20 protein-coding genes are annotated in these 22,668 nt (G+C 38.9%); 9 read left to right on the forward strand and 11 right to left on the reverse strand.

Annotated elements, in window-relative coordinates; all coding sequences use genetic code 11:
* Positions 1-173 precede the first annotated feature (173 nt).
* Positions 174-2,042 carry an ABC-F family ATP-binding cassette domain-containing protein gene (locus J8L85_RS17350; protein ID WP_211019431.1) on the reverse strand — a complete coding sequence of 623 codons (1,869 nt, stop codon included), beginning with the start codon at positions 2,040-2,042 and terminating at the stop codon, positions 174-176.
* Between the two features lie 6 nt (positions 2,043-2,048).
* Positions 2,049-3,236 carry a DUF4105 domain-containing protein gene (locus tag J8L85_RS17355; protein ID WP_211019432.1) on the reverse strand — a complete coding sequence of 396 codons (1,188 nt, stop codon included), beginning with the start codon at positions 3,234-3,236 and terminating at the stop codon, positions 2,049-2,051.
* A gap of 82 nt (positions 3,237-3,318) precedes the next feature.
* Between J8L85_RS17355 and J8L85_RS17360 the strand changes: the two genes are divergently transcribed.
* The 4 genes from J8L85_RS17360 to J8L85_RS17375 are packed head-to-tail and all read left to right on the forward strand — an operon-like array spanning position 3,319 to position 6,406.
* The gene (locus J8L85_RS17360; protein WP_211019433.1) at positions 3,319-4,056 is read left to right on the forward strand and encodes a CDP-alcohol phosphatidyltransferase family protein; all 738 of its coding nucleotides are present in this window, start codon (positions 3,319-3,321) and stop codon (positions 4,054-4,056) included.
* A 33-nt stretch (positions 4,057-4,089) separates the two neighbouring features.
* A complete protein-coding gene (locus J8L85_RS17365) occupies positions 4,090-4,623 on the forward strand; it encodes a DinB family protein (RefSeq protein WP_211019434.1) in 534 nt (177 codons plus the stop codon).
* A gap of 41 nt (positions 4,624-4,664) precedes the next feature.
* On the forward strand, positions 4,665-5,141 hold the full coding sequence (locus tag J8L85_RS17370) for a GyrI-like domain-containing protein (RefSeq protein WP_247656714.1): 477 nt from the start codon (positions 4,665-4,667) through the stop codon (positions 5,139-5,141).
* Between the two features lie 2 nt (positions 5,142-5,143).
* Complete coding sequence (locus tag J8L85_RS17375; RefSeq protein WP_211019435.1) at positions 5,144-6,406, forward strand: MFS transporter; 1,263 nt, start codon at positions 5,144-5,146, stop codon at positions 6,404-6,406.
* A 37-nt stretch (positions 6,407-6,443) separates the two neighbouring features.
* On the opposite strand, the gene lptB is transcribed toward J8L85_RS17375, so the two are convergent.
* From lptB to J8L85_RS17395, 4 genes are read right to left on the reverse strand one after another with little or no spacing between them, the layout of a single operon-like run.
* Positions 6,444-7,184 (reverse strand): LPS export ABC transporter ATP-binding protein, encoded by a 741-nt coding sequence (gene lptB / locus J8L85_RS17380; protein ID WP_211019436.1) that lies wholly within the window; start codon positions 7,182-7,184, stop codon positions 6,444-6,446.
* Positions 7,185-7,235: 51 nt separating this feature from the next.
* Positions 7,236-7,586 carry a carboxymuconolactone decarboxylase family protein gene (locus J8L85_RS17385; RefSeq protein WP_211019437.1) on the reverse strand — a complete coding sequence of 117 codons (351 nt, stop codon included), beginning with the start codon at positions 7,584-7,586 and terminating at the stop codon, positions 7,236-7,238.
* Positions 7,570-8,424: a twin-arginine translocase subunit TatC gene (tatC, locus tag J8L85_RS17390; RefSeq protein ID WP_211019440.1), complete on the reverse strand. Its 855-nt coding sequence runs from the start codon at positions 8,422-8,424 to the stop codon at positions 7,570-7,572. Before tatC ends, J8L85_RS17385 begins: the two co-directional genes overlap by 17 nt.
* Entirely contained in the window at positions 8,424-9,389 is a 966-nt protein-coding gene (locus J8L85_RS17395) for a KpsF/GutQ family sugar-phosphate isomerase (RefSeq protein ID WP_211019486.1), read from the reverse strand. Before J8L85_RS17395 ends, tatC begins: the two co-directional genes overlap by 1 nt.
* 196 nt (positions 9,390-9,585) lie before the next feature.
* Between J8L85_RS17395 and recQ the strand changes: the two genes are divergently transcribed.
* Positions 9,586-11,784: a DNA helicase RecQ gene (recQ, locus tag J8L85_RS17400; RefSeq protein WP_211019487.1), complete on the forward strand. Its 2,199-nt coding sequence runs from the start codon at positions 9,586-9,588 to the stop codon at positions 11,782-11,784.
* A gap of 100 nt (positions 11,785-11,884) precedes the next feature.
* Here recQ and J8L85_RS17405 read toward each other — a convergent pair whose 3' ends face one another.
* From J8L85_RS17405 to J8L85_RS17425, 5 genes are all read right to left on the reverse strand, one after another.
* A complete protein-coding gene (locus J8L85_RS17405; RefSeq protein WP_211019441.1) occupies positions 11,885-13,204 on the reverse strand; it encodes a carboxypeptidase-like regulatory domain-containing protein in 1,320 nt (439 codons plus the stop codon).
* Between the two features lie 108 nt (positions 13,205-13,312).
* Positions 13,313-14,419 carry a helix-turn-helix domain-containing protein gene (locus tag J8L85_RS17410; protein WP_211019442.1) on the reverse strand — a complete coding sequence of 369 codons (1,107 nt, stop codon included), beginning with the start codon at positions 14,417-14,419 and terminating at the stop codon, positions 13,313-13,315.
* 126 nt (positions 14,420-14,545) lie between these two features.
* Positions 14,546-15,268, reverse strand: a complete 723-nt coding sequence (gene rluF, locus J8L85_RS17415) for a 23S rRNA pseudouridine(2604) synthase RluF (RefSeq protein WP_211019443.1) — start codon at positions 15,266-15,268, stop codon at positions 14,546-14,548.
* Between the two features lie 29 nt (positions 15,269-15,297).
* Positions 15,298-16,458, reverse strand: a complete 1,161-nt coding sequence (locus J8L85_RS17420) for a serine hydrolase (protein WP_247656716.1) — start codon at positions 16,456-16,458, stop codon at positions 15,298-15,300.
* Entirely contained in the window at positions 16,445-16,687 is a 243-nt protein-coding gene (locus J8L85_RS17425; protein WP_211019444.1) for a hypothetical protein, read from the reverse strand. Before J8L85_RS17425 ends, J8L85_RS17420 begins: the two co-directional genes overlap by 14 nt.
* Positions 16,688-16,885: 198 nt before the next feature.
* Here J8L85_RS17425 and J8L85_RS17430 point away from each other — a divergent pair, with 198 nt between their 5' ends.
* The 4 genes from J8L85_RS17430 to J8L85_RS17445 all read left to right on the forward strand — a co-directional run bounded on the left by J8L85_RS17430 (position 16,886) and on the right by J8L85_RS17445 (position 22,630).
* Positions 16,886-17,773 (forward strand): peptidyl-prolyl cis-trans isomerase, encoded by an 888-nt coding sequence (locus tag J8L85_RS17430; RefSeq protein ID WP_247656717.1) that lies wholly within the window; start codon positions 16,886-16,888, stop codon positions 17,771-17,773.
* Positions 17,724-19,211, forward strand: coding sequence for a peptidylprolyl isomerase (locus J8L85_RS17435; RefSeq protein ID WP_211019446.1), 1,488 nt, complete (start codon positions 17,724-17,726; stop codon positions 19,209-19,211). Before J8L85_RS17430 ends, J8L85_RS17435 begins: the two co-directional genes overlap by 50 nt.
* A 2-nt stretch (positions 19,212-19,213) precedes the next feature.
* Positions 19,214-20,167, forward strand: coding sequence for a MoxR family ATPase (locus J8L85_RS17440; RefSeq protein ID WP_211019447.1), 954 nt, complete (start codon positions 19,214-19,216; stop codon positions 20,165-20,167).
* A 189-nt stretch (positions 20,168-20,356) separates the two neighbouring features.
* A complete protein-coding gene (locus J8L85_RS17445; RefSeq protein WP_211019449.1) occupies positions 20,357-22,630 on the forward strand; it encodes an aconitate hydratase in 2,274 nt (757 codons plus the stop codon).
* Positions 22,631-22,668: the final 38 nt, after the last annotated feature.

Here is a 22,668-nt window from a genome sequence, read left to right on the forward strand (position 1 = left end):
GGTATTTTGAAGGGTGGTGAATCGTTGAAAAACCGCCATTTCTCGTTGTCCGACATGTAACCGGACAAAGTGCAAAATTCACTCGATGAACGGTTCGGGCGTTAATTTCACTTTATCGATTTTTAAAGCAGTTAAACCGTAGTTTTTAAATTTTTAAGGAACTGTAAAAGTGTTTAACCTTCCATTTTCGCCGATAGTTCAAACCAACGTTCGGTTTTTGTATCGATAGCATCGGTAACCTCGCCAAGTTCTACGGACAAAGCTTCTATTTGTTCACCAGATAAAGAAGTATCGGTAAACCTATTTTGTATTTCCTGTTTTTTGGATTCCAGTTTTTGTATTTCCTTTTCCAATTGTTTGAACTCTTTTTGTTCTTGATAGGATAATTTAACGGATTCCGTTTTCTTCCATGTGTTTTTAGGTGCCTCGGTTTTTTCTTTCTGGTCTCTTTTTTCGATTACCTGACTATCTTCATAGGCCCTATAGTCAGAATAGTTTCCGGGAAAATCCTCGATAACCCCGTTGCCCTTGAAGACGAATAGGTGATCTACTATTTTGTCCATAAAATAACGATCGTGCGAAACAACGATTAGGCAACCTTGAAAATCTAACAAGAAGCTTTCAAGTACGTTTAGGGTTACAATGTCCAGATCGTTGGTAGGTTCGTCTAAAATGAGAAAATTAGGGTTTTGAATAAGAACCGTGCAGAGGTATAACCGCTTGCGTTCACCACCACTTAGTTTTTCTACAAAGTCATATTGTTTTTTTCTATCAAAAAGAAACCGCTCCAAAAGCTGTTGTGCAGAGATCTGTCTTCCTTTCATCAAAGGAATAAAGTCCCCGAACTCACGAATAACATCTATAACTTTTTGGCCTTCCTTTATTTTTATGCCTTTTTGCGTGTAGTAACCAAACTTGATGGTTTCACCTACCACCACTTTCCCGTTATCGGGTTGGTCTTTGCCAGATAGAATATTTAGAAAAGTCGATTTTCCTGTGCCATTTTTTCCTATAATGCCTACTCTTTCCCCTTTGGTAAAAGAATAATCGAATTTGTCCAAAATTGGCTTGTTGGGAAACGATTTTGATATTTTGTGAAGCTCAATGATCTTGTTGCCCATGCGCTCCATATTCATTTCTAACTGAACCTCGTGTTCTTTTCTACGTTGGCTGGCCTTTTCTTTAATGGTATTAAAATCATCTATTCTAGATTTCGACTTTGTAGTTCTTGCCTTCGGCTGGCGTCGCATCCAGTTCAATTCTTTTTTGAAAAGTATTTCAGATTTGTGCTGCTCTACCGCCTGTTGTTCTATTCTTGCTTCCTTTTTTTCTAGATAATAAGAGTAATTGCCTTTGTATGGGTATAGCTTGCCGTTGTCCAGTTCCAATATTTCGTTGCAGACGCGTTCAAGAAAATACCGGTCGTGGGTCACCATAAAAAGCGTTAGGTTTTCTTTTGCGAAATATTCTTCTAACCACTCTATCATTTCAAGGTCAAGGTGGTTTGTAGGCTCATCAAGTATTAAAAGGTCGGGCCGGTTGATAAGTGCATTTGCCAAGGCCAAACGTTTTTTCTGCCCACCTGAAAGCTTCCCTACTTTAGCGTTTAGGTCTTCTAGCTTTAGTTTATAAAGAATCTGTTTATACTGGGTTTCAAAATCCCATGCCTCAAACCGGTCCATGGCCTCGAACGCTTTTTGGTAAGCTTCGGCATCCTCTGGGTTTGCCAATGCTTTCTCATAATTTGCAATTACTTGTAATATTTCGTTGTCAGAAGCGAAAATGGTTTCCTCGATGGTTAAGGAGGGGTCCATTGTCGGTTCTTGGGCCAAGAAAGATACCCTAGTGCTTTTACGGTAGTTTACCTGACCTGTGTCAGGAGTATCGGCACCCGATAGAATATTTAAAATAGAGGTCTTTCCACTACCGTTTTTTGCGATTAATGCTATTTTTTGGTCTTTATTGATACCAAAGGAAAGATTTTCGAACAAGACCAATTCCCCGTAGGATTTGGATATATTTTCAACTGTGAGTAGGTTCATGTATTGTTAGGTGTGTTGTTGAGTGTTTTGTTTTTTTAGATACATGAATAAATAAAGATACCTGCAAAACAAAGCTGATAAAATAAAAATGAGTAGAATGGAGAATACCTGAACTTTCAAGATCCATAAAACTATGTTTGTAAACAAAAGCCCCAATAATAATGTCATATAATTTTGAAACCATTTGGGTAACTTTCTTCTTGCTATAAAAAAGGTCGCAATTATGTTAGGTGCAAAGGCCCATAGAGCATTAAAATTCATTTTTGTGGCCTCATGATCTGTAAAGAACCATAAAAATAAAATAAGAATTCCGGCAAGACCCGTAACAGAAAAAAGGACAACATCCATCCAACGGGTTCGTTTCTCATTCTTGACGTCTATATAGGTTATTATAAGAACCGATAATAGTAACAGTGCCAGCCAAAATACCGGTGTTAAAATAAAAAGGGTCTTGTCTTCTTTTTTGGGTATGTTCAATAGAACCTGTTCCTCTTTTATTAATGGCTTTCCGTCTAACGTGGTCTGTTTCATTTGCTCGTAAACATACAAGGGTAAAAACATATGTTCGTAAGGGGTAGCCTTTCGGTCTATTACGGCACCAAGGGCAAGGTCAATACCAAAGTTAGACCATGAGTTTACCTTTAGGTTTTGGTGAATTAACTCCCTAAATGTATAGTGGTCGTTAAAATGTGTGTAGTCGTATACAAGTTCATCTCCGAAATTTTTTTCAAATACTAATGGTATGCGGGTGGCACAGTTATCAAAAAGAAAATCATATTTATATTTGCGGTTCTCTGGCAACAAGTTATGTTCGAGGAAAGATACTATTGCTTTGCGCTGGTCTAAATTTAAGTTTAGCTTTTGTTCTTTTACCCAGCGTTGTTCCAATTGGTAACTTCGCATAAAATAGCGAAAAGGGATTCGAGATATTGTGTAGGCAAGTTTTCCTCTAGTGAAATTTAAATAAAAATTAGGGTCTTCAAAATCATAGGTGCCGTAACCATATACCACGTCTATGCCTAAAGAAGGGTCTTTAAAACGTATGGCGCTATGGCCAAATTTGGCCGCTAGTTCATCGCCGGTACCAACGGTGAGCAAGCTTAGCTCCGATAATGGGGACAATTGGGGGCCTTGTGAAAAACCTTGGATCCCAAAAGTTAAAAAACAATAAAATAGAAATACTTTCTTTAACATGTATTAATCTGTTCGATAACAGAACAAAGATGCAAATAATAACCAATTTATCTTATTTTTACTAAAATTGATTGAAGATATTATGCGAAAACATATCCCTAATTTTATAACCCTTTTAAATGTTTTTTGTGGCAGTGTAGCAACGGTTTTTGCAGTGTTGAACAAGTTGGAAATGGCTGTTTTGTTCGTTGTTTTGGGCATTTTTTTTGATTTTTTCGACGGACTCGCAGCTCGTGTCTTGAACGTTAAAAGTGAATTAGGACTTCAGCTAGATTCTTTGGCGGATATGATTACCAGTGGTCTTGTTCCGGGTATTGTTATGTTTCAGTTACTGGCGATGTCGCAGAGTGGGGGGTGGAGCTTAAATACCACTTCTTTTTTGGAAACAGGTAATTTTCAGTGGTCTGCAGTGTTGCCCTTTGCGGGTTTTATAATTACCATGGCCTCTGCTTACCGCTTGGCCAAATTTAATTTAGATGAGAACCAGGTTTCTTCTTTTATCGGTCTACCGACACCCGCCAATGCTTTGTTGATATTGTCGTTGCCTTTGATACTTTTTTACAATAGTAGTAATGGTGTCAGCGAAATTATTCTGAACCAGTGGTTTTTGTTGGTACTTACCCTTGTAAGTGCCTATTTGTTAAACTGCAATTTGTCTTTGTTTGCATTAAAATTTAAGAATTGGGGCTTTAAGGACAATGCCCTGCGATATATATTTTTGATCGTGAGCCTAATTATGTTGATAACGATGAAGTTTTTGGCTATTCCCCTAATAATTGTGTTTTACATTGTTAGTTCGTTCGTGCAGCAAAAGTTCTAAGGTGTTTTTATTTCTATTTTATTAATTTATAATATGTTAGACCTAGACCCTATACATGATGACAATACCGAATTTTGGTTGAGGGGTTCCGTTAAGGGCGTGCCGCCATTGCTTCAGCCCGCCGCACATGCATTGTTGCAATCTGATAAGGAGTTGAAGGTGTATACTAAAACTTTGCCAGCAAATCTTTTATGGGAAAAACCAGAGGGTAGGGCGTCTGTAGGGTTTCATATAAAACATATTATTGGAGTGTTAGATCGGATGATGACCTATGCAAAGGGGAAGGCGTTAACCGAGGAGCAGTTTAAGTATTTAAAACGTGAAGGCGAGAAAGATGATTCATTGTCGATAGATGACCTTTGCAAGCTTTTTAGTGGTCAGGTAGAAAAAATGCTGCAATATTTTGAAGGTATTTCCGAAGAAGAATTAAAAGAAACAAGAACAGTGGGCAGAAAAAAACTTCCATCAACTGTTTTGGGGCTTTTGTTTCATGCGGCTGAACACAGTCAGCGACATGTAGGGCAGTTATTGGTTACTGTTAGTTGGTTAAAATCATTACAAAAATAGGCAGACTGGATGACGGTTTGTAGAAAAATGAAATAAGGGTTTTGGATATAGCACCTAGAATAGAATTTGTAGAAGATAAAATATTAGTAGGTGTGTCATTGTCAATGAGTTTGGCAGAAAATAAGACCAAAGACCTCTGGGGGTCTTTTATGGTGCGCAACAAAGAGATCAAGAACAGGACCAATTCCGAATATATTTCTTTACAGGTTTATCCAAAGGATTATTACTATAACTTTAGTCCAGTCAATAAGTTTGTAAAGTGGGCTCTTGCAGAGGTTACGGATGTGAACGTTGTACCAGAAGGAATGGAGGTATTTATGCTCCCAAAAGGTAGGTATGCCGTTTTTGACTATAAGGGGATGCCTAACGATGCTACGATCTTTACTTATATTTTTCAAGAATGGTTGCCCCATTCGGGATACCAATTGGCAAACCGTCCTCATTTTGAAGTACTAGGGGACAAGTACAAGAATAATGATCCTAATTCAGAAGAACAGATCTGGATTCCTATACAATAAAAATGAAAGAATCTAGAAAAGTACCTTGGTACTACCTGTTTATGTTGATTTTGGCAGGGGAGAGTGTATTTATCCTGCCATTTGTGCTGCAACGGGTTTTTAGGCCGACGGTTTTAAAAGTGTTTAATTTGGACAATGTTCAATTAGGCCTGTGTTTTTCTGTATATGGTTTTGTTGCCCTTGTGTCCTATTTATTCGGTGGTCCGCTGGCAGATAGGTTTCCCCCAAGAAAGTTAATTGCAACGGCCTTATGGTTAACTGCTTTGGGCGGTTTGCTCTACGCTACTTTCCCTGATTATGCTACCCTTCAACTGCTCTATGGGTTCTGGGGTTTTACTACAATTTTTCTTTTTTGGTCACCAATGATAAAAGCTACCCGCGTATGGGGCGGTGATCGGTCGCAGGGAAAGGCTTTTGGTTTGTTGGATGGGGGAAGGGGACTTGTAGGTGCACTTTTTGGAACCATGGGGGTTTTGGTATTTTCTTTTATTATGACCAACGGGTTGGAGCAGGCTTCGCTTGAAGAAAGCAGGTCGGCCTTTAGGTATGTGATATTGACCTCCTCCGGTATTGTGACCGTGGTAGGGGCCTTGGTTTGGATGTTTATGAAACTGCCAGATCAGGTAGAGAAAAAAATAATAGTTGAGAGAATTACTGTGTCACAGGTAAAGGAGGTGCTTGCATTGCCATCGGTATTACTGCTTATGGTGATTATTCTTTGTGCCTATGTGGGGTATAAGATTACCGATGTTTTTTCCCTTTATGCTCAAGATGTTATGTTGTATGACGAGGTGGCTTCTGCCCAAGTGGGTACGTTTTTGCTCTTTGCAAGACCTTTTGTGGGGGTGTTGATCGGGGTTTTGGCCGACCGTTCGAGGCCTAGTCTATGGCTTTTTCTTGGTTTTATTATTGCCTTTTTCGGAGCTTTGGTCTTTGCCTCGGGTATAGTTGTAAACGTTTCATGGTTCCTGTTTCTACTCTCTATATTAGTGGTGGCAATAGGGGTGTATGCGGTACGTGCGCTTTATTTTTCGGTAATGCAGAGCGGAAAAATTCCGTTGTTGTATACCGGTACGGCTGTAGGGCTAATTTCGTTGATCGGTTATACACCTGATATTTTTGCCGGACCTGCAATGGGGTATTTACTGGATAGTTCGCCGGGCTTAAAAGGACATCGGCACGTATTCTCGATGTTGGCGGTATTTTATTTTATAGGAGGGGTGGCCGCTTTCCGATATTTTCAGTTGTATGGTAAAAAGTTGTGACCGGACGATAACCATGCATGTAGTGCAACCTCTTTGTTTAAAAATCAAGCTTCTTTTTACGTAGCTCAAAGTTCTGACCTAAATAGACCTTACGAACCATTTCATCTGCGGCAAGATCTTCTGGAACACCCGATTTTAGAATCCCGCCTTCGAACATAAGGTAAGAACGTTCTGTAATGGCCAAGGTTTCTTGTACGTTGTGGTCCGTTATGAGTATACCTATATTTTTGTTTTTTAATTGGGCTACGATTCGTTGAATGTCCTCTACCGCAACAGGGTCTACACCTGCAAAGGGTTCGTCCAATAATATAAATTTGGGGTCGGTGGCCAAGGCCCTCGCTATTTCGGTACGTCGTCTTTCTCCACCAGATAAGAGGTCTCCCCGGTTTTTTCGAATATGACCTAAGCTGAATTCTTCGATAAGGGATTCCATCTTCATATGCTGTTCTTTTTTACTCAACTTGGTAAGTTGAAGCACACTTAAGATGTTTTTTTCAATGCTAAGTTTTCTAAAAACGGATGCTTCCTGTGCCAGATATCCGATACCGTTTTGGGCCCTTTTGTACATGGGAAATTTGGTGATTTCCATGTCATCTAAATAGATGTTTCCGCCATTGGGTTTGATAAGGCCAACGATCATATAGAACGAGGTTGTTTTTCCTGCTCCGTTCGGTCCTAGAAGACCAACGATTTCCCCTTGGTTCACTTCTAAAGAAATACCTTTGACCACTCTACGGCCACGGTAAGACTTCATTATATTTTCGGCTCTTAGCTTCATCTTTTCAAATCTAACCTATATTCATTTCCAACAAAAGGATTTAGCACTTATTTAACCTTGGGTCGTTTCCAATGTTTCCCAGTATTCGTATGCACGTCTTAGGTGTGGAATTACGATGGTTCCTCCTATTAAAGTGGCAATACTTAGTGTTTCCATCACTTCTTCCTTGGTGAGGCCTTCTTTGTAGCAGCTCTCTAAGTGATATTTTACACAATCGTCGCAACGTAAAACGGTAGAGGCGACCAAACCTAATAGTTCTTTGGTCTTTACATCTAAAGCCCCTGCGGTGAACGCATTTGTATCCAAATTAAAAATACGTTTTATTACCTTGTTGTTGTCCGCCAATATTTTATCGTTCATTTTAGAACGATAGGCATTAAATTCCTCAACTGCGTTTGACATTTGCTTTTGCTTTTTTAGCTTCTTTTTTGGCTTCTCTTTTTATTACTCTTCCAGAAATATAAATACTTACCTGGTATAAAATTAGAACCGGTATGGCCACGATAATCTGGCTGGCTACATCTGGAGGTGTAATCACGGCAGAAAGAATCAATACCACCACGAGGGCAATTTTTCGGTATTTCTTCATTATTTCAGGGGTCACCAAGCCTACTTTTGTTAAAAAGAAGATGATGATGGGTAATTCAAAAAGAACACCACACGCAAGCACGGCCGACCTAACTGTACCTATGTAAGAGTCTAGGTCAAATTCGTTCAAGACCATTTCACTTACCTGGTAGGTGCCCAAAAAATTAATGGATAAAGGGGCAACTATATAGTATCCAAAAAGAACCCCCATGAAGAATAAAAGAGATGCTATAAAAATAAACCCTTTAGAGTGTTTACGTTCTTTTTCGTAAAGACCGGGGCTTATGAATTTCCAAAGTTCATACAATACGTATGGGAAACCAACAATTATACCTACCCAAATAGCGGTCCAGATATCGGCGGAAAATTGTCCCGACATTGTTCTACTCTGAATGGTAAAGGGTAATTTGTCCTTACAAAAATCAGATTCGATATTTATAAAATTCGCCGCCTTGCAAAAGAACTCATAGGTAGGAAAATCCATTTGCGAGGGGCCAAATATGATAACGTCAAAAATAAAACGACTGAAAACAAAAGCCACTATACCAATGAGGACAACGGCAATTGTAGATCGGATCAAATGCCATCTTAATTCTTCAAGATGGTCTAAAAACGACATCTCGTTTGGGGAGGTTGTGCTTTTTTCTGCCATTATATAATACCTTCGTTTATAAGGTTATGTAAGTGGATTACACCAGCATATTCACCATCTTTAAGGGCCAATAACTGGGAAATTCCTTTTTGTTGCATTAAATCCAAGGCCTTGATGGCCAGTGTGTCCATTTCGATGGTCTTTGGGTTTTTTGACATTATATCGGCAGCCGTTAGCCCTTTTATATTGTCATGGTTGTTCAGCATTCTTCGAATGTCGCCATCGGTTACGACACCCACAACTTTATTGTTGTCCAGTACAGCAGTGACCCCTAACATTTTTTCTGAGATTTCTACGATTACCTGTTTTACCTCTGTGTTTAACTGAACTTTCGGAATTTGGTTGTTCTTGGCTATGTCAGAAACCCTTAGGTACAGTCTTTTGCCAAGTGTGCCACCGGGATGAAATTTTGCAAAATCGGCACTGCTGAACCCTCTTAGTTCTAAGAGTACAATGGCAAGGGCGTCGCCCATGACAAGCTGGGCCGTAGTACTTGTTGTAGGGGCCAGACCATTTGGGCACGCTTCTTTTTCTACGAACGTATTCAGAATATGATCGGCCTGTTTGGCCAAGAAAGATTCGGTATTCCCCGTCATACCTATTAATATGTTCTTTCCTCTTTTTATAAGTGGAACCAACATTTTAATTTCTGGGGTATTGCCACTTTTAGAAATACATATAACTATGTCATTTTCTTGTATAGTTCCTAGGTCGCCATGTATGGCGTCGGCCGCATGCATAAAAATAGCCGGTGTACCCGTAGAGTTGAGCGTAGCTACTATTTTAGAGGCTATAATGGCGCTTTTTCCAATTCCGGAAATGACAACCCTTCCCTTTGATTCTAAAATACAATTAACGATTCTGGAAAAATCCTCGTTTAAAAGTGTAGTAAGGTGGCCTATGGCGTCCCGTTCTTTTTCAATCGTTCTTTTTGCCAAGTCCAGAATAGTGCTGTCCGATGTCAATGTATTATTCAATTTTATCAATGGTATTCCTAAAAGAATGTGTTATCTTTAAGATTGCAAAATTACGTAAACTTAATTTTATAGGATCTGTATCAGATAATAATTTGGTTGTACGTTATAGTTTTTTGAGATTTGATTTTGATATGGGTCAAAAGCGAATTATAATTGCGGTGACCTTGAAAATTTGATATACTTTATAAAATTGAGTGAGATTGATATACATGCCTCGTTAAAGAAATATTTTGGATTTTCACAATTCAAGGGGCTACAGGAGGACGTTATTAAGAATATTTTACAAGGGAATAATACTTTTGTGATCATGCCCACAGGAGGGGGTAAATCGCTTTGTTATCAGCTTCCTGCATTAATGCAGGATGGTACGGCAATCGTGGTTTCGCCTTTAATCGCCTTGATGAAGAATCAAGTAGATGCCATACGTGGGGTATCTTCCCAAAAGGGAATAGCCCATGTGTTGAATTCTTCACTTAACAAAACGGAGATAAAACAGGTAAAACAAGATATAGTAGATGGTGTTACCAAATTATTGTACGTCGCCCCCGAATCGCTTACCAAAGAAGAGAATGTAGAATTTCTGCGTTCGGTGAAAATTTCTTTTGTAGCGGTCGATGAAGCTCATTGTATTTCTGAATGGGGACATGATTTTAGGCCCGAATACAGAAACTTAAGGTCTATTGTGGCCAGATTGGGAGAAAACATTCCTATGATCGGTTTAACGGCCACGGCCACACCTAAGGTCCAAGAAGATATTATTAAGAACCTTGGTATCAACGATGCCAAACTCTTTAAAGCATCGTTCAATAGACCAAACCTATTCTATGAGGTAAGGACAAAGACAGAAAATGTAGATGCCGATATTATCCGTTTTGTAAAGCAGAATGCCGGTAAATCGGGAATCGTATACTGCTTAAGCAGAAAGAAGGTAGAGGAACTGGCCCAGGTCTTGCAGGTAAATGGGATCAGTGCGGTACCGTACCATGCCGGTTTTGATGCTAAAACACGTTCTAAGTACCAAGATATGTTCTTGATGGAAGACGTAGATGTCGTGGTGGCTACGATCGCTTTTGGTATGGGTATAGACAAACCGGACGTTAGATATGTAATTCATCACGATATACCCAAAAGCATAGAAAGTTATTACCAAGAAACAGGACGGGCCGGAAGAGATGGGGGAGAAGGCCATTGTTTGGCATTCTATTCATATAAAGATATAGAGAAGCTGGAAAAATTTATGTCCGGTAAGCCTGTAGCCGAACAAGAAATAGGCAATGCATTGTTACAAGAGGTGGTTGCATATGCCGAAACCTCTATGTCGCGTAGAAAATTTATGCTACACTATTTTGGGGAAGAGTTCGATGAGGTAAACGGTGAAGGTGCCGATATGGACGATAACACCAGAAACCCAAAAGAAAAGGTAGAGGCTAAAGACGATGTTGTAAAACTTCTTAAAGTTGTAAAAGGAACTAGTGAGAAATTCAAATCCAAAGAAATTGTAAATGCCTTAAGGGGCAAGAACAATGCGATAATCACTTCCCATAAAACAAACGAAAAAGACTTTTTTGGTATTGGTTCCGATAAGGATAAAGGTCACTGGATGGCGTTGATCAGGCAAACCCTTGTGGCCGGTCTGTTAAAAAAGGAAATAGAACAATATGGGGTGTTGCGCCTTACCGATAAAGGACAGGAGTTTTTAGAAAATCCAGTGTCTTTTATGATGACCAAAGACCATGTGTACAATGCAGAAAATGATAATGCCATTGTAGGAGCTTCAAAATCTGGTGGTGTGGCCGATGAAAAATTGTTGAAGCAATTAAAAGATTTAAGAAAAGCGCAGGCCAATAAGCTTAGCGTGCCTCCTTTTGTGGTATTTCAGGATCCATCGTTGGAAGATATGGCGCTTAAATACCCAGTATCTTTAGAAGAGCTTCTTAATGTTCACGGTGTTGGAGAGGGCAAGGCCAAAAAATACGGCACCCCTTTTGTAAATTTTATAAGTACATATGTAGAGGAAAATGAGATTATAAGACCCGATGACCTTGTGGTTAAAAGCACGGGAGCTAATTCAGCCTTAAAATTGTACATTATTCAAAATGTGGATAGAAAACTACCTTTAGATGATATTGCTTCGGCCAAAGGATTGGAAATTCCCGAGCTTATCAAAGAAATGGAGCAAATCGTATTTAGCGGAACTAAGCTGAACCTCGACTATTGGATAGATGAGGTTTTGGACGAGGATCAACAAGAAGAGATACATGATTATTTTCTGGAAGCCGAAACCGACAATTTGGAAGAGGCCATGAAAGAATTCGATGGTGATTATGAAGATGAGGAGCTAAGGTTGTACCGTCTTAAATTTATAAGTGAAGTGGCAAACTAAGGGCTTTTGTAGGCTTTGTTTTTTGTTGAACTTTTTATGATATAAAAACAAAAATCCCATTTCTATATGAAATGGGATTTTTAATTATGTGTAATTTGTTTTATCTGGCAGCGGTACCGTTGCCAATACCTTTTATTTTTCCTCTTTTGAGCTGTCGTTGAATTTTTTTAATAGCGGATTCTATCGATTTTTCGGGCTCAATAATATTGTATTCTCCCCAAAAATCAGGATCGGCAAAACCAATGGCCTCATCACTTAGAATAATGTTGGATTTTACACGGTCTTTGTATTTAGGAATGGTATTGTCGGTGTTTCTCTCCCAATCGGTAATGGCCATTTCGCAGCTCATACTATATACAGAATTAAAGAGTCTTTTGTCCCAATCTACCTTAAACTCTAAGAGAACATTACTGTATCCGTAATACCACTTTCCGTCTTTTTCTCTGTAATCTACCCTGTAGGCTACTTCGGTAGGCCAAACTTCCGCGTTTTTCGGTTTTTTTCTGACGAACATTTTAGAAGCTAAGTCCTTGTTGGTGATGTTAAGTGAGTAAATGGCACTGGTCAGAATTTTATTTTCAGCATCTATATATAGTTTGCCAGTGTATAACGGGTCTATGATTTCGGGTTTTTGTTCAAATTTTATAACATAAATAAGTTTATCGCCTACCCGTGTAGAGTTGACAAAGGAGAAATTATAGTGTTCAAAATAGTTGTCGGAAAAAATGTAGTTGGGGTATTTTACCATATCGACAAATAGGGCATTAAAAGGCCCCCCTTGTAATTTTAGGGCTACGGTATCCAGTTTGCTATAATCGGTGCTTTTTCTTGCCTTGAACAATTTTAGGGCATCGGTCCGGTCATTGGAATAAGGGGCTTTGTAAATATTTACAACAGCTTCAGACAAGCTTACATTTTTCCTCCTTTTTTTTATGGTTTCCCTGTAAAAAGCGGTCATTACCGTTGGGTGGTCTATATAATTCTCACCTCTCTTTTTAAGCGTTTCCCTTACTAGTCTGGCAGCATCCCTTGGTACAATTAGGCTTACTTCTGGAAGCTCTGTAATAAGTTCTTTCATACCTATCTTGTTTTTGTCTTCGGAAAAGTTGGACAGTGGGAGGGATAAGGTCTGATAGCCTAAAAATGAGATGATAACGTTGTTGCTAGCGTTTTCTTCGGGTACTTTTAATAAAAAGGCGCCCTCTGTGTTGGTAATGGTGCTAATGTTTGTGCCTTCTAAGGTGAGTGTAGCGAACACCAAAGGTTTTTTGGTCTCTTGGTCAAATACTTCCCCTAAATATTCTTTGTATTTATCTTCTTGGGCATAGAGTGTAATATTGTTGATGACAATGGCCAAAATCGATAAAAGAAGAATGCGAAACAGGGAATTATTGTCTAGTGTAAGTGCTTTCTGTTTCATATCTGCGATTTTTGTTGATTCAATAATCATTTTATTTCTAAGTTAGTGATTTTTAGGTTGATAAACTGTTAATTTTATTGGGTTTATATATATGTTTCTCGGTATTCTTTAGGACGCTTTTGATATTTTCAGATATTCGGATGGGTTATAGTTCGTGAATTTTTTAAATGCCCTATAGAAAGAGGCCCTACTGTTAAACCCTACCTCAAATGCCAATTGTGACATGGTCAATTGTTTGTTCTCATAATCTATAAGCATGTTTTTGGCTTCCATAATCCTGTATCTGTTCACAAAGTCAAAAAAAGATAGGTTAAAATGTTCGTTGATTATCTGTGAGGTTTGGTTTCTAGAAAGGTTTAAGAGCAGGCTAAGGTCATCTAAGCGTAACTCGTTATCCAGATATGGCTTTTGGTTCTGCATTATTTCTACCAGCTTTTCTTTCATTTCTAAGGATAGGGCCGGTGAAATACCGCTTTTTCTATATTTTACGAAAGGGAGTACCTCTCTAAGGTTTTTACCTTCAAAAACGTCGGGCTGTACAAAACCGAAAAAGGCCAGTAGACCTATAAAGCCTACGATGACTATATCTACAAAGTAATCATATTTTGGATCCATTATATTAAACCGGACCAGAAATATGTATAGCGAGAACATGAATACAAATCCGGAATAGGAGCCAACGAACCATTTAAGCCAAACGTTTTCGCGATACCCAAGCTTTCTGTTTTTTCTGAAACTTTGAAATGAAAATAGGGCGTAGAAAGACATTAGAAGTATTACCAGCCAAATTCCGTACGAAGGCCAGGGAACATGTTGGAATACCGTACCTGCTTCTACAAGCTGTAGTTTTTCATCCGTAGGTAAAAAATAAAAAGGTGAAAGCGCTCCAAATATTAGAAGAAAGGGGATAAGAAAAACTAAATCAGTAATCTTAAAGGTGACTTTTTTGGTAACACGTCTTATATACATGTATACCAAAGGACCATAAATGGCCCAAACGGGAAAGTGTACTAAATTAAAATGAACGAAAGGTTCGGTTTCCAATACACCTGACCATCTTAAGACATTGTTCAGTAATTCAAAAGAAAACAAAAATGTATATGCTGCTAAAAACCTGTTTGCGACTACATCCCCTTTCTTTTTTATGATAAACATTATAGAAAGTGCAATCCCAATTAGAATAAAAACCGTAAAAAGACCTATTATGAACCTCATGTTAAATATTCTTTATTACTAATTTAACAATAGGGGGGTAAAAAAGTGTCTCTTATTGTAGGGTTTCTGGTAATTTTCGATAAATAGGCGGATGCGGCAGTACTTGTTTTTTAGATGTAATTTTGTTTAACTGTCCGTTTTTGTCGAATTGCTCACCAATCTATTTATTTCTTTCAGTTCTTGAGGGGTAAGGTCTCTCCATTTTCCTACGGGTATGTCTAGATGTACGTTCATGATCCGGATCCTTTTTAATTTTTTTACCCTATAATCCAAATATTCGCACATTCTTCTTATTTGCCTGTTAAGGCCTTGTGTCAAAATAATCCTAAATTGATATTTGCTTACTTGTACCACTTCACATTTACGTGTAACCGTATCCAGAATAGGAACACCTGCTCTCATTTTTTTTAAGAAAGTAGGGGTTATAGGTTTGTCTACGGTTACCAAGTATTCTTTTTCATGATTGTTTCGTGCCCGTAATATTTTGTTGACGATATCGCCGTCGTTGGTCAAAAAGATAAGGCCTTCGCTGGGCTTGTCCAATCTACCTATCGGAAATATTCTCTTCGGGTAATTGATGAAGTCTATTATGTTGTCTTTTTCTACACCTGTATCTGTAGTACAGACAATGCCCACAGGTTTGTTAAAGGCAATATAAACCGGTTTTTCTTTAGGTTCCGAAATAGTCTCGCCGTCCACTTGCACCAAATCGCCCTCAACGATCTTGGTACCCATCTCCGGTACTTTTCCGTTAATGGTGACCCTGCCTTGTTCTATAAGTTTGTCGGCAGCTCTTCTAGAGCAGTAACCTGCTTCGCTTAAGTATTTATTTATTCTGGTTTCCTTCATTTGCTTCGGCATAGATTATAATGCTATATCTAGTCGTTTTTTCTTTCCAATTCAAGTCTGTAGATCTCTCTGCCCAACTCTGCTAAAAATGGCAGCCCTATTTCTTCGTATTCATAAACATCATCGTTAAAGATACCATTCTTGTTTACTAGAATTGTGGCGGTCAGTAAAAAATCTACATTGTTTTTGGTGTCCCTTATATATGCGCAGTCGGTTAGCGTGCCATAGGCAAAACCTACCTTGTTGTATATCTCAAGATGGTCGGGTATGGTGTTCTTATTATCGCCGAACATAAAAAACTTACAGTAACCGTCATAGTAATCTTCAGGGTCGTAACCCGCATTTCGGGGAAGGGTTTGCATGGCGTCCAATAAAAAAGAGGCTTGTTCCTTAGAAATGTCGAACCTCTCTTCTTTGGTGAACAGTTCAGGAAAAATTACCCGTTTAAGTACCTCGTGTTGTGAGGTTATGGGGTAATAGTTTTTTAATGAAAAATTGAAAGGGGCCTCTATAAGCTCATCGTCTTCATAATACGCTTTTCCTTTTTCTATTTTGTTTAGCTCTAGAGGTTTTGGAGCAGTGTTTATACTGGGCTCGGTCATACCAATAGTGCTATCGTTGAGGTATATAATTAGGGGCTTTGTTCTTAAATCTTCGCTATGGTGACCAAGTCTGTGAGATATGCGAACAGGGCCGATCCCTTTGTGCTCTAACGATCGGTTAATGGCATCTTGACCCAACAATTCGAATAAACGGTTGTTCGCAAGGTTGTCGCTTACTGCAAAAATTTGGGATATATCTTTGGTGAACGTAGATTCTATGGTGTCTCCTTCTACGAAATACTTTACTTTCCTGTTTAAGGTGTCGGTTTGGTTGAGTCTTTCCAATGCCAAAACCGCAATGGGGAACTTTACGGTACTTGCAGGGTAAAAATAATTTTTGTCGTTTACCTGAAAATCATAATCGGTGAGAAGTAAACTATCGTTTATTCTATCAATTTTGGTGTATCTTATCTGAACTTCATAGGTGTCCAAGCTATCCATTACCCTGGCTATTTTTTCATTCGGGGAAGACAAAGCCTCTTGCAGTAAGTTTGGGTTTTTCTGTTTTCCCTTGCAAGAAAGAATAAGTCCCAGTGCCATGGGTAACAGAAGAATATGTTTAAAACCTGGGTTTCTAGTTTTCTTCATAAATTTCTCCTCTATGAGGTTTTAAGGCATCTCTCACCGCAATCATATTGCTCTCTTCTACAACCATATAGGCAATACTGTGCAGTTCGTTTATCTTGGAGAACCCGGTGATGTCCAGGTTCAATTTTTCGATGGCGATAAATTCCTTTAAATGTATTTCGTGGTGCTCTGCTGTTTTTAAGGATTCTGGACCTCTAAAATCCCAAATAAGTTTTATTTTTCTATTCAAAATGAAAGCTTTTATGTGCCAAAATTAATCTTTGATATTAAGAGAACCATACATATTACCTGAGATTTATCAAATAGATATACATGTTTAGGGCTCTTCCCAGAAAGATAATTTAAAATTTGGACCCCTAAAATTGTGTTAACTAAAACCAACACCGTTTGTACAGGATGATGTAATTGCTATTTTTGCACGATGTTTATGTCTCAAATAATAAAATATAGGTCGGTTCTTTTCTTGGGAACTATCTTCTTGTGCTCTATATTTTTATCTTGTAGCTCGTATTTTAAAAAGAAAGAAGAGAAAGAGCCTTTGGCACGGGTCGGGGAGACTTATCTTTATAAAGAAGATGTTGCCCCGTTGATTACAGAGGGTATGTCTAAAGGGGACAGTGCCTCTTTTGTTGCCAATTACATAAACAATTGGGCGTCAAAGCAATTATTGTTGTCCAAATCAAAAATTAATCTACCCGAAGAAAAACTTCGAGAGTTTGATGCCCTTGTAGATGCGTACCGTACAGATCTGTATACAAGGGCCTATAAAGAGGCATTGGTCTCACAAGGTGCGGATTCTGTGGTGACGGAGAGTCAGTTGCAAAAATTCTATGAAGAGCAGAAAGAGAATTTTAAGCTAAAGGAACGTATTGTAAGGATTCGTTTTATAGAGTTGCCTACAAACTTTTTAAACAGGGAAGAGGTTACAAAAAGACTTAAAAGCTTTGAAAATGAAGATTTGGTTTATCTAGACTCTATTGGAGTACAATTCAAAAAGCTAAATTTCAACGATTCTATATGGGTGAGCAGCTCTAGAATTTTTGAAGAAATCCCTCCCATAACCTTTGATAATCAGGATAGATACTTAAAAAAATCACAATTTTTTGAATTAGAGGATTCAATCGGGGTATATTTGGGAAAAATAGAGGAAGTAAAGGAGGTGAACGATATTGCCCCTCTTTCTTATATCGCGCCTACCATAAAACAAGTTTTATTAAGTCGCAGAAAAATGGACTACCTGCGCAAATTAGAAACTGAAATCATAGATGAAGCAATTAAAAAGAAAGAATTTGAAGTTTTTGCAAACGATAAATAGAGCCGGTTATGCATTATTATTGAGCATAAGTTGTGGGGCTCTTTACGCTCAAGATGTCAATACCCAAGTTGCCGACAACCAGGTAGAATCAATGGAGAGTGTTGCAGAAGCCAATGTTGCAACAAAAAAAGACTCTACCAATAACTTTAAAAAGTTGAAGTTGGATGGTATTGCCGCTGTGGTCGGGGACTATGTAATATTGGAATCGGATATAGAAAAGACCTTGATCGATCTAAAGAGCCAAGGCGCGTCTACCGAAGATATTACCCGTTGTAGCCTTTTAGGTAAATTAATGGAAGATAGGCTGTATGCCCACCAAGCGGTACAGGATAGTATTTTGGTGTCCGACGATGAGGTAAATGCCGTGGGAGATAGACAGCTTCAGTCGTTGGTACAACAAATTGGGTCTATAGAAAAAGTACTGAAATATTATAAAAAGGAAGACGAGCAGAGTTTTAGGGAAGAGTTGTTCAAAATCAACAAGCTTAGAATGCTTTCCGAGAAAATGCAGCAAGATATTATCGCCGATATAGAAATAACCCCTGAAGAGGTTCGTCAGTTTTTTAACAAAATACCAGAGGACGAGCGCCCAGTGTTCGGTGCCGAATTGGAAATTGCCCAAATTGTAAAGGCGCCTAAACCTACAGAAGCCGAAAAGCAAAAGGTTATAGATAAACTAAACCAGATAAAAGCGGATGTAGAGGATAATGATGCCAGTTTTAGTGTAAAGGCGATATTGTATTCCCAAGATCCCGGTTCAAAATCTAAAGGTGGATTTTATAGTATTACGAAGGATACCGGTTTTGATAAAACATTTAAAGATGTGGCCTTTAGTTTAAGGGAAGGTGAGGTCTCTGAGCCTTTTGAGACCATTTTTGGGTATCACATCATATATATTGAAAAAATAAGGGGGCAAGAGTTGGATTTAAGGCATATTTTAATGCAGCCAGAAATATCCCAAGAAGCATTGGACGAGGCAAAGAGGGAGTTGGATACCATTCGAAAGAAAATTATGGATGGTGAATTTACCTTTGCCGAAGCGGCGCTTAATTTTTCGGATGAAAAAGAAACCAAATTCGACGGGGGACTTTTAAGAAACCCCAAAGATTTTAGTTCTCGTTTTGAGTTAACCAAAATGGACCCTACACTTTACAATCAAGTAAGAAATTTGAAGGACAACGAAATTTCCTATCCCATATTGGAAGAAGATCCTAGAGGAGGGGCTTCAAAATATAAAATACTTAAAGTAACCAATCGCTATGATGAACATGTAGCTGATTTTGCTAAGGATTATACAAAAATACAAGAGTTGGCGCTTACGGAAAAGCAGTACAAGGCCATTAAAAAATGGATGGACGAACATATCGAGGATACCTATGTAAGTGTAAACGAAGCGAATAGAGACTGTGATTTTGCTAATAACTGGGTAAAAGAATAGGTATGTCTGATGTTGAAGCGGTCAAACTTCTAGTACAGAAGCACAACTCACTTAAAAGTGAAATAGCCAAGATTATAGTTGGCCAAGACAGTGTTGTTGATCAAATTCTACTTTCTATTTATACAGGTGGGCATTCTCTTTTGATAGGTGTTCCGGGTCTCGCAAAAACATTAATGGTAAATACCATAGCTCAAGCACTTGGTCTTGATTTTAAGCGGATACAGTTTACACCGGATTTAATGCCCAGTGATATTTTGGGTAGCGAGGTTTTGGACCAGAACAGAAATTTTAAATTTATAAAAGGGCCCATATTCTCGAATATTATTTTGGCCGATGAGATAAATAGAACTCCCCCAAAAACCCAAGCTGCGTTGTTGGAGGCCATGCAAGAAAGAGCCGTTACCATTGCCGGACAGCAGTATAAATTAGATTTGCCCTATTTTGTATTGGCAACCCAAAACCCCATTGAGCAAGAAGGAACATACCCATTACCAGAAGCGCAGTTGGATCGTTTTATGTTTGCGATCGAGTTAAAATATCCTACGGTCAAAGAAGAAATACAGATAGTAAAAAATACTACCTCCACTTCAAAAGTTGAGGTAAGACCACAGTTTAATGCAGAAGAAATTCTTAACGTACAGCAGTTGGTCAGAAGGGTGCCCGTACCCGATAATGTCGTGGAGTATGCGGTAAAATTGGTCAACAGTACACGACCAAACTTAGAAACGGCATCTGATTATGTGAAACAATATGTTGATTGGGGCGCTGGCCCAAGAGCTTCTCAAAACCTTATATTGGCGGCAAAGGCACATGCAGCGATCAATGGAAAATACTCTCCGGATATAGAAGATGTTCAGAAGGTTGCATATGGCATATTAAAACATCGTATCATCAAAAACTACAAGGCCGAGGCCGAAGGTATCTCAGAAGAGAATATTATAAGCAAATTGTTGTAATATCTTTTGTGGCCGAAAACTTGAGCTATTCCTAATAATAGGTCCATTTTTTTGTGCACCTTTTTTAAACTAAAGGGGGTAAATTCCAAGGATTGGTAAAAAAGCTATTAATCCTATGCCTTAAATTTTAATTGCCCCTCAGATTTTCTTAATTTTACGGAATTGCTTTAACCTTAAAATAAATAAATAATGGCATTCGATATTGATATGATTAAAGGGGTGTACGCCAATATGGCCGAGCGAGTGGATAAAGCTCGTGAACTAGTGGGGAAACCACTGACCCTTTCGGAGAAGATTTTGTATTCACATCTTTGGGACGGTAGCCCGACGAAAGTATTTACAAGAGGTAAGGATTATGTGGATTTTGCTCCGGATCGTATTGCTTGTCAAGATGCTACGGCACAGATGGCTTTGCTTCAATTTATGCAGGCCGGTAAACCTAAAGTAGCGGTACCTACAACTGTACACTGCGACCATTTGATTCAGGCAAAAAGTGGAGCTGCCGCCGATTTAAAAACGGCGAATAGCACTAGTGCGGAAGTATTTGACTTTTTAGAGTCCGTATCCAATAAATATGGAATAGGTTTTTGGAAACCGGGAGCTGGTATTATTCACCAAGTTGTTTTGGAGAATTATGCCTTTCCAGGTGGAATGATGATAGGTACCGATTCACACACCGTTAACGCCGGTGGATTGGGAATGGTAGCTATTGGTGTCGGTGGGGCCGATGCCGTAGATGTTATGGCAGGTATGGCTTGGGAACTTAAGTTTCCAAAATTGATAGGAGTTAGGTTGACCGGTAAAATTTCTGGTTGGACCGCTCCAAAAGACGTTATCTTAAAAGTAGCCGAAATATTGACCGTAAAAGGTGGTACGGGTGCTATTGTAGAATATTTTGGTCCCGGGGCCAAAGCTTTGTCATGTACAGGTAAAGGAACCATATGTAACATGGGGGCTGAGATAGGAGCTACCACTTCTACCTTTGGTTATGACGAATCTATGGAAAGGTACCTTAGAGCTACCGATAGGGCAGATGTAGCCGATGCGGCCAATGCTGTTAAGGAACATTTGACCGCAGATGCAGAGGTGTATGAAAATCCAGAGAAATATTTTGATCAAGTGATCGATATTGACCTTTCTAAACTTACACCGCTTTTAAACGGACCTTTTACTCCAGATCTATCTACTCCTGTAGGAAAGGATATGACAAAAAAGGCTACCGAGAACGAATGGCCTATGCAAGTTGAGTGGGGTCTGATCGGTTCTTGTACCAACTCTTCTTATGAAGATTTGTCAAGGGCTTCCTCGATTGCGCAGCAAGCTTTGGATAAAGGATTAAAAATAAAAGCTGAATTAGGAATTAACCCTGGTTCTGAACAAGTACGCTATACTGCGGAAAGAGATGGTATTTTGGGTATATTCGAGAAATTGGATGCTAAAATATTTACAAATGCATGTGGACCATGTATCGGGCAATGGGCTAGATATAGCGATCCAAAAAATGCACCTAAGAACAGTATTGTACATTCGTTTAACAGAAACTTTGCCAAACGTGCGGATGGTAACCCAAATACACACGCTTTTGTAGCGTCGCCAGAGATTACGGCGGCCATTGCAATTGCAGGCCGATTGGATTTTAACCCAATGGAAGACACGTTGATCAACGAAGACGGTCAAGAAGTGAAATTCGATGAACCAACAGGTTGGGAATTGCCACCAAAAGGTTTTGAAGTAGAGGATGCAGGTTATTTAGCACCTATAGAAGATGGTTCTGGGGTAGAAGTGGTAGTTAGTCCAGAATCTGAAAGATTACAATTGCTAGAGCCTTTTGTTCCTATTAAGAACGAAGAGTTGCAAGGTGTTAAATTATTGATCAAGGCTTATGGTAAATGTACTACCGACCATATTTCTATGGCCGGACCTTGGTTACGTTTTAGAGGGCATTTGGACAACATTGCCAACAATACCCTTATAGGTGCTGTCAATGCTTTTAACAAAAAGACAAATTTGGTAAAAAACCAATTGACAGGTGAGTATGAAGGTGTGCCAGATACGCAAAGAGCATATAAGGCCAAAGGAATAAAGTCTATTGTTGTGGGCGATCATAACTACGGAGAAGGTTCTTCTAGGGAACACGCCGCTATGCAACCTAGACATTTAGGTGTTGCCGCGGTCTTGGTTAAGTCTTTTGCACGTATCCATGAAACTAACTTAAAGAAACAAGGTATGTTGGGCTTAACGTTTGCCAATGAGAACGATTATGACCTAATTCAGGAGGATGATACCTTTAACTTCTTGGATATTACCGATTTTGCACCGGACAAGCCTTTGACTATCGAGGTTGTTCATGCAGATGGTAGTAAAGATACAATTATGGCGAACCATACTTATAACGAAGCTCAGATCGGCTGGTTTAGAGAGGGTTCTGCGTTAAATGTGATCAAAAAAGAAAATGCTGCTTAACATATAAAGCAAAATAAGTAAAGAAAACTCCCGATAAT

It is taken from the genome of Maribacter sp. MMG018 (assembly GCF_018100785.1).
GTDB lineage: Bacteria > Bacteroidota > Bacteroidia > Flavobacteriales > Flavobacteriaceae > Maribacter.

Coding starts and splice junctions, on each gene's coding strand:
- lptB (WP_211019436.1), bottom strand. CDS start 7,184: ATGAAGCTAAGAGCCGAAAATATAATGAAGTCTTACCGTGGCCGTAGA.
- J8L85_RS17365 (WP_211019434.1), top strand. CDS start 4,090: ATGTTAGACCTAGACCCTATACATGATGACAATACCGAATTTTGGTTG.
- J8L85_RS17405 (WP_211019441.1), bottom strand. CDS start 13,204: ATGAAACAGAAAGCACTTACACTAGACAATAATTCCCTGTTTCGCATT.
- J8L85_RS17355 (WP_211019432.1), bottom strand. CDS start 3,236: ATGTTAAAGAAAGTATTTCTATTTTATTGTTTTTTAACTTTTGGGATC.
- J8L85_RS17435 (WP_211019446.1), top strand. CDS start 17,724: ATGAAGCAATTAAAAAGAAAGAATTTGAAGTTTTTGCAAACGATAAAT.
- J8L85_RS17420 (WP_247656716.1), bottom strand. CDS start 16,458: ATGAAGAAAACTAGAAACCCAGGTTTTAAACATATTCTTCTGTTACCC.
- J8L85_RS17430 (WP_247656717.1), top strand. CDS start 16,886: ATGTCTCAAATAATAAAATATAGGTCGGTTCTTTTCTTGGGAACTATC.
- J8L85_RS17410 (WP_211019442.1), bottom strand. CDS start 14,419: ATGAGGTTCATAATAGGTCTTTTTACGGTTTTTATTCTAATTGGGATT.
- tatC (WP_211019440.1), bottom strand. CDS start 8,424: ATGGCAGAAAAAAGCACAACCTCCCCAAACGAGATGTCGTTTTTAGAC.
- J8L85_RS17385 (WP_211019437.1), bottom strand. CDS start 7,586: ATGTCAAACGCAGTTGAGGAATTTAATGCCTATCGTTCTAAAATGAAC.
- J8L85_RS17350 (WP_211019431.1), bottom strand. CDS start 2,042: ATGAACCTACTCACAGTTGAAAATATATCCAAATCCTACGGGGAATTG.
- rluF (WP_211019443.1), bottom strand. CDS start 15,268: ATGAAGGAAACCAGAATAAATAAATACTTAAGCGAAGCAGGTTACTGC.
- J8L85_RS17360 (WP_211019433.1), top strand. CDS start 3,319: ATGCGAAAACATATCCCTAATTTTATAACCCTTTTAAATGTTTTTTGT.
- J8L85_RS17445 (WP_211019449.1), top strand. CDS start 20,357: ATGGCATTCGATATTGATATGATTAAAGGGGTGTACGCCAATATGGCC.
- J8L85_RS17375 (WP_211019435.1), top strand. CDS start 5,144: ATGAAAGAATCTAGAAAAGTACCTTGGTACTACCTGTTTATGTTGATT.
- J8L85_RS17440 (WP_211019447.1), top strand. CDS start 19,214: ATGTCTGATGTTGAAGCGGTCAAACTTCTAGTACAGAAGCACAACTCA.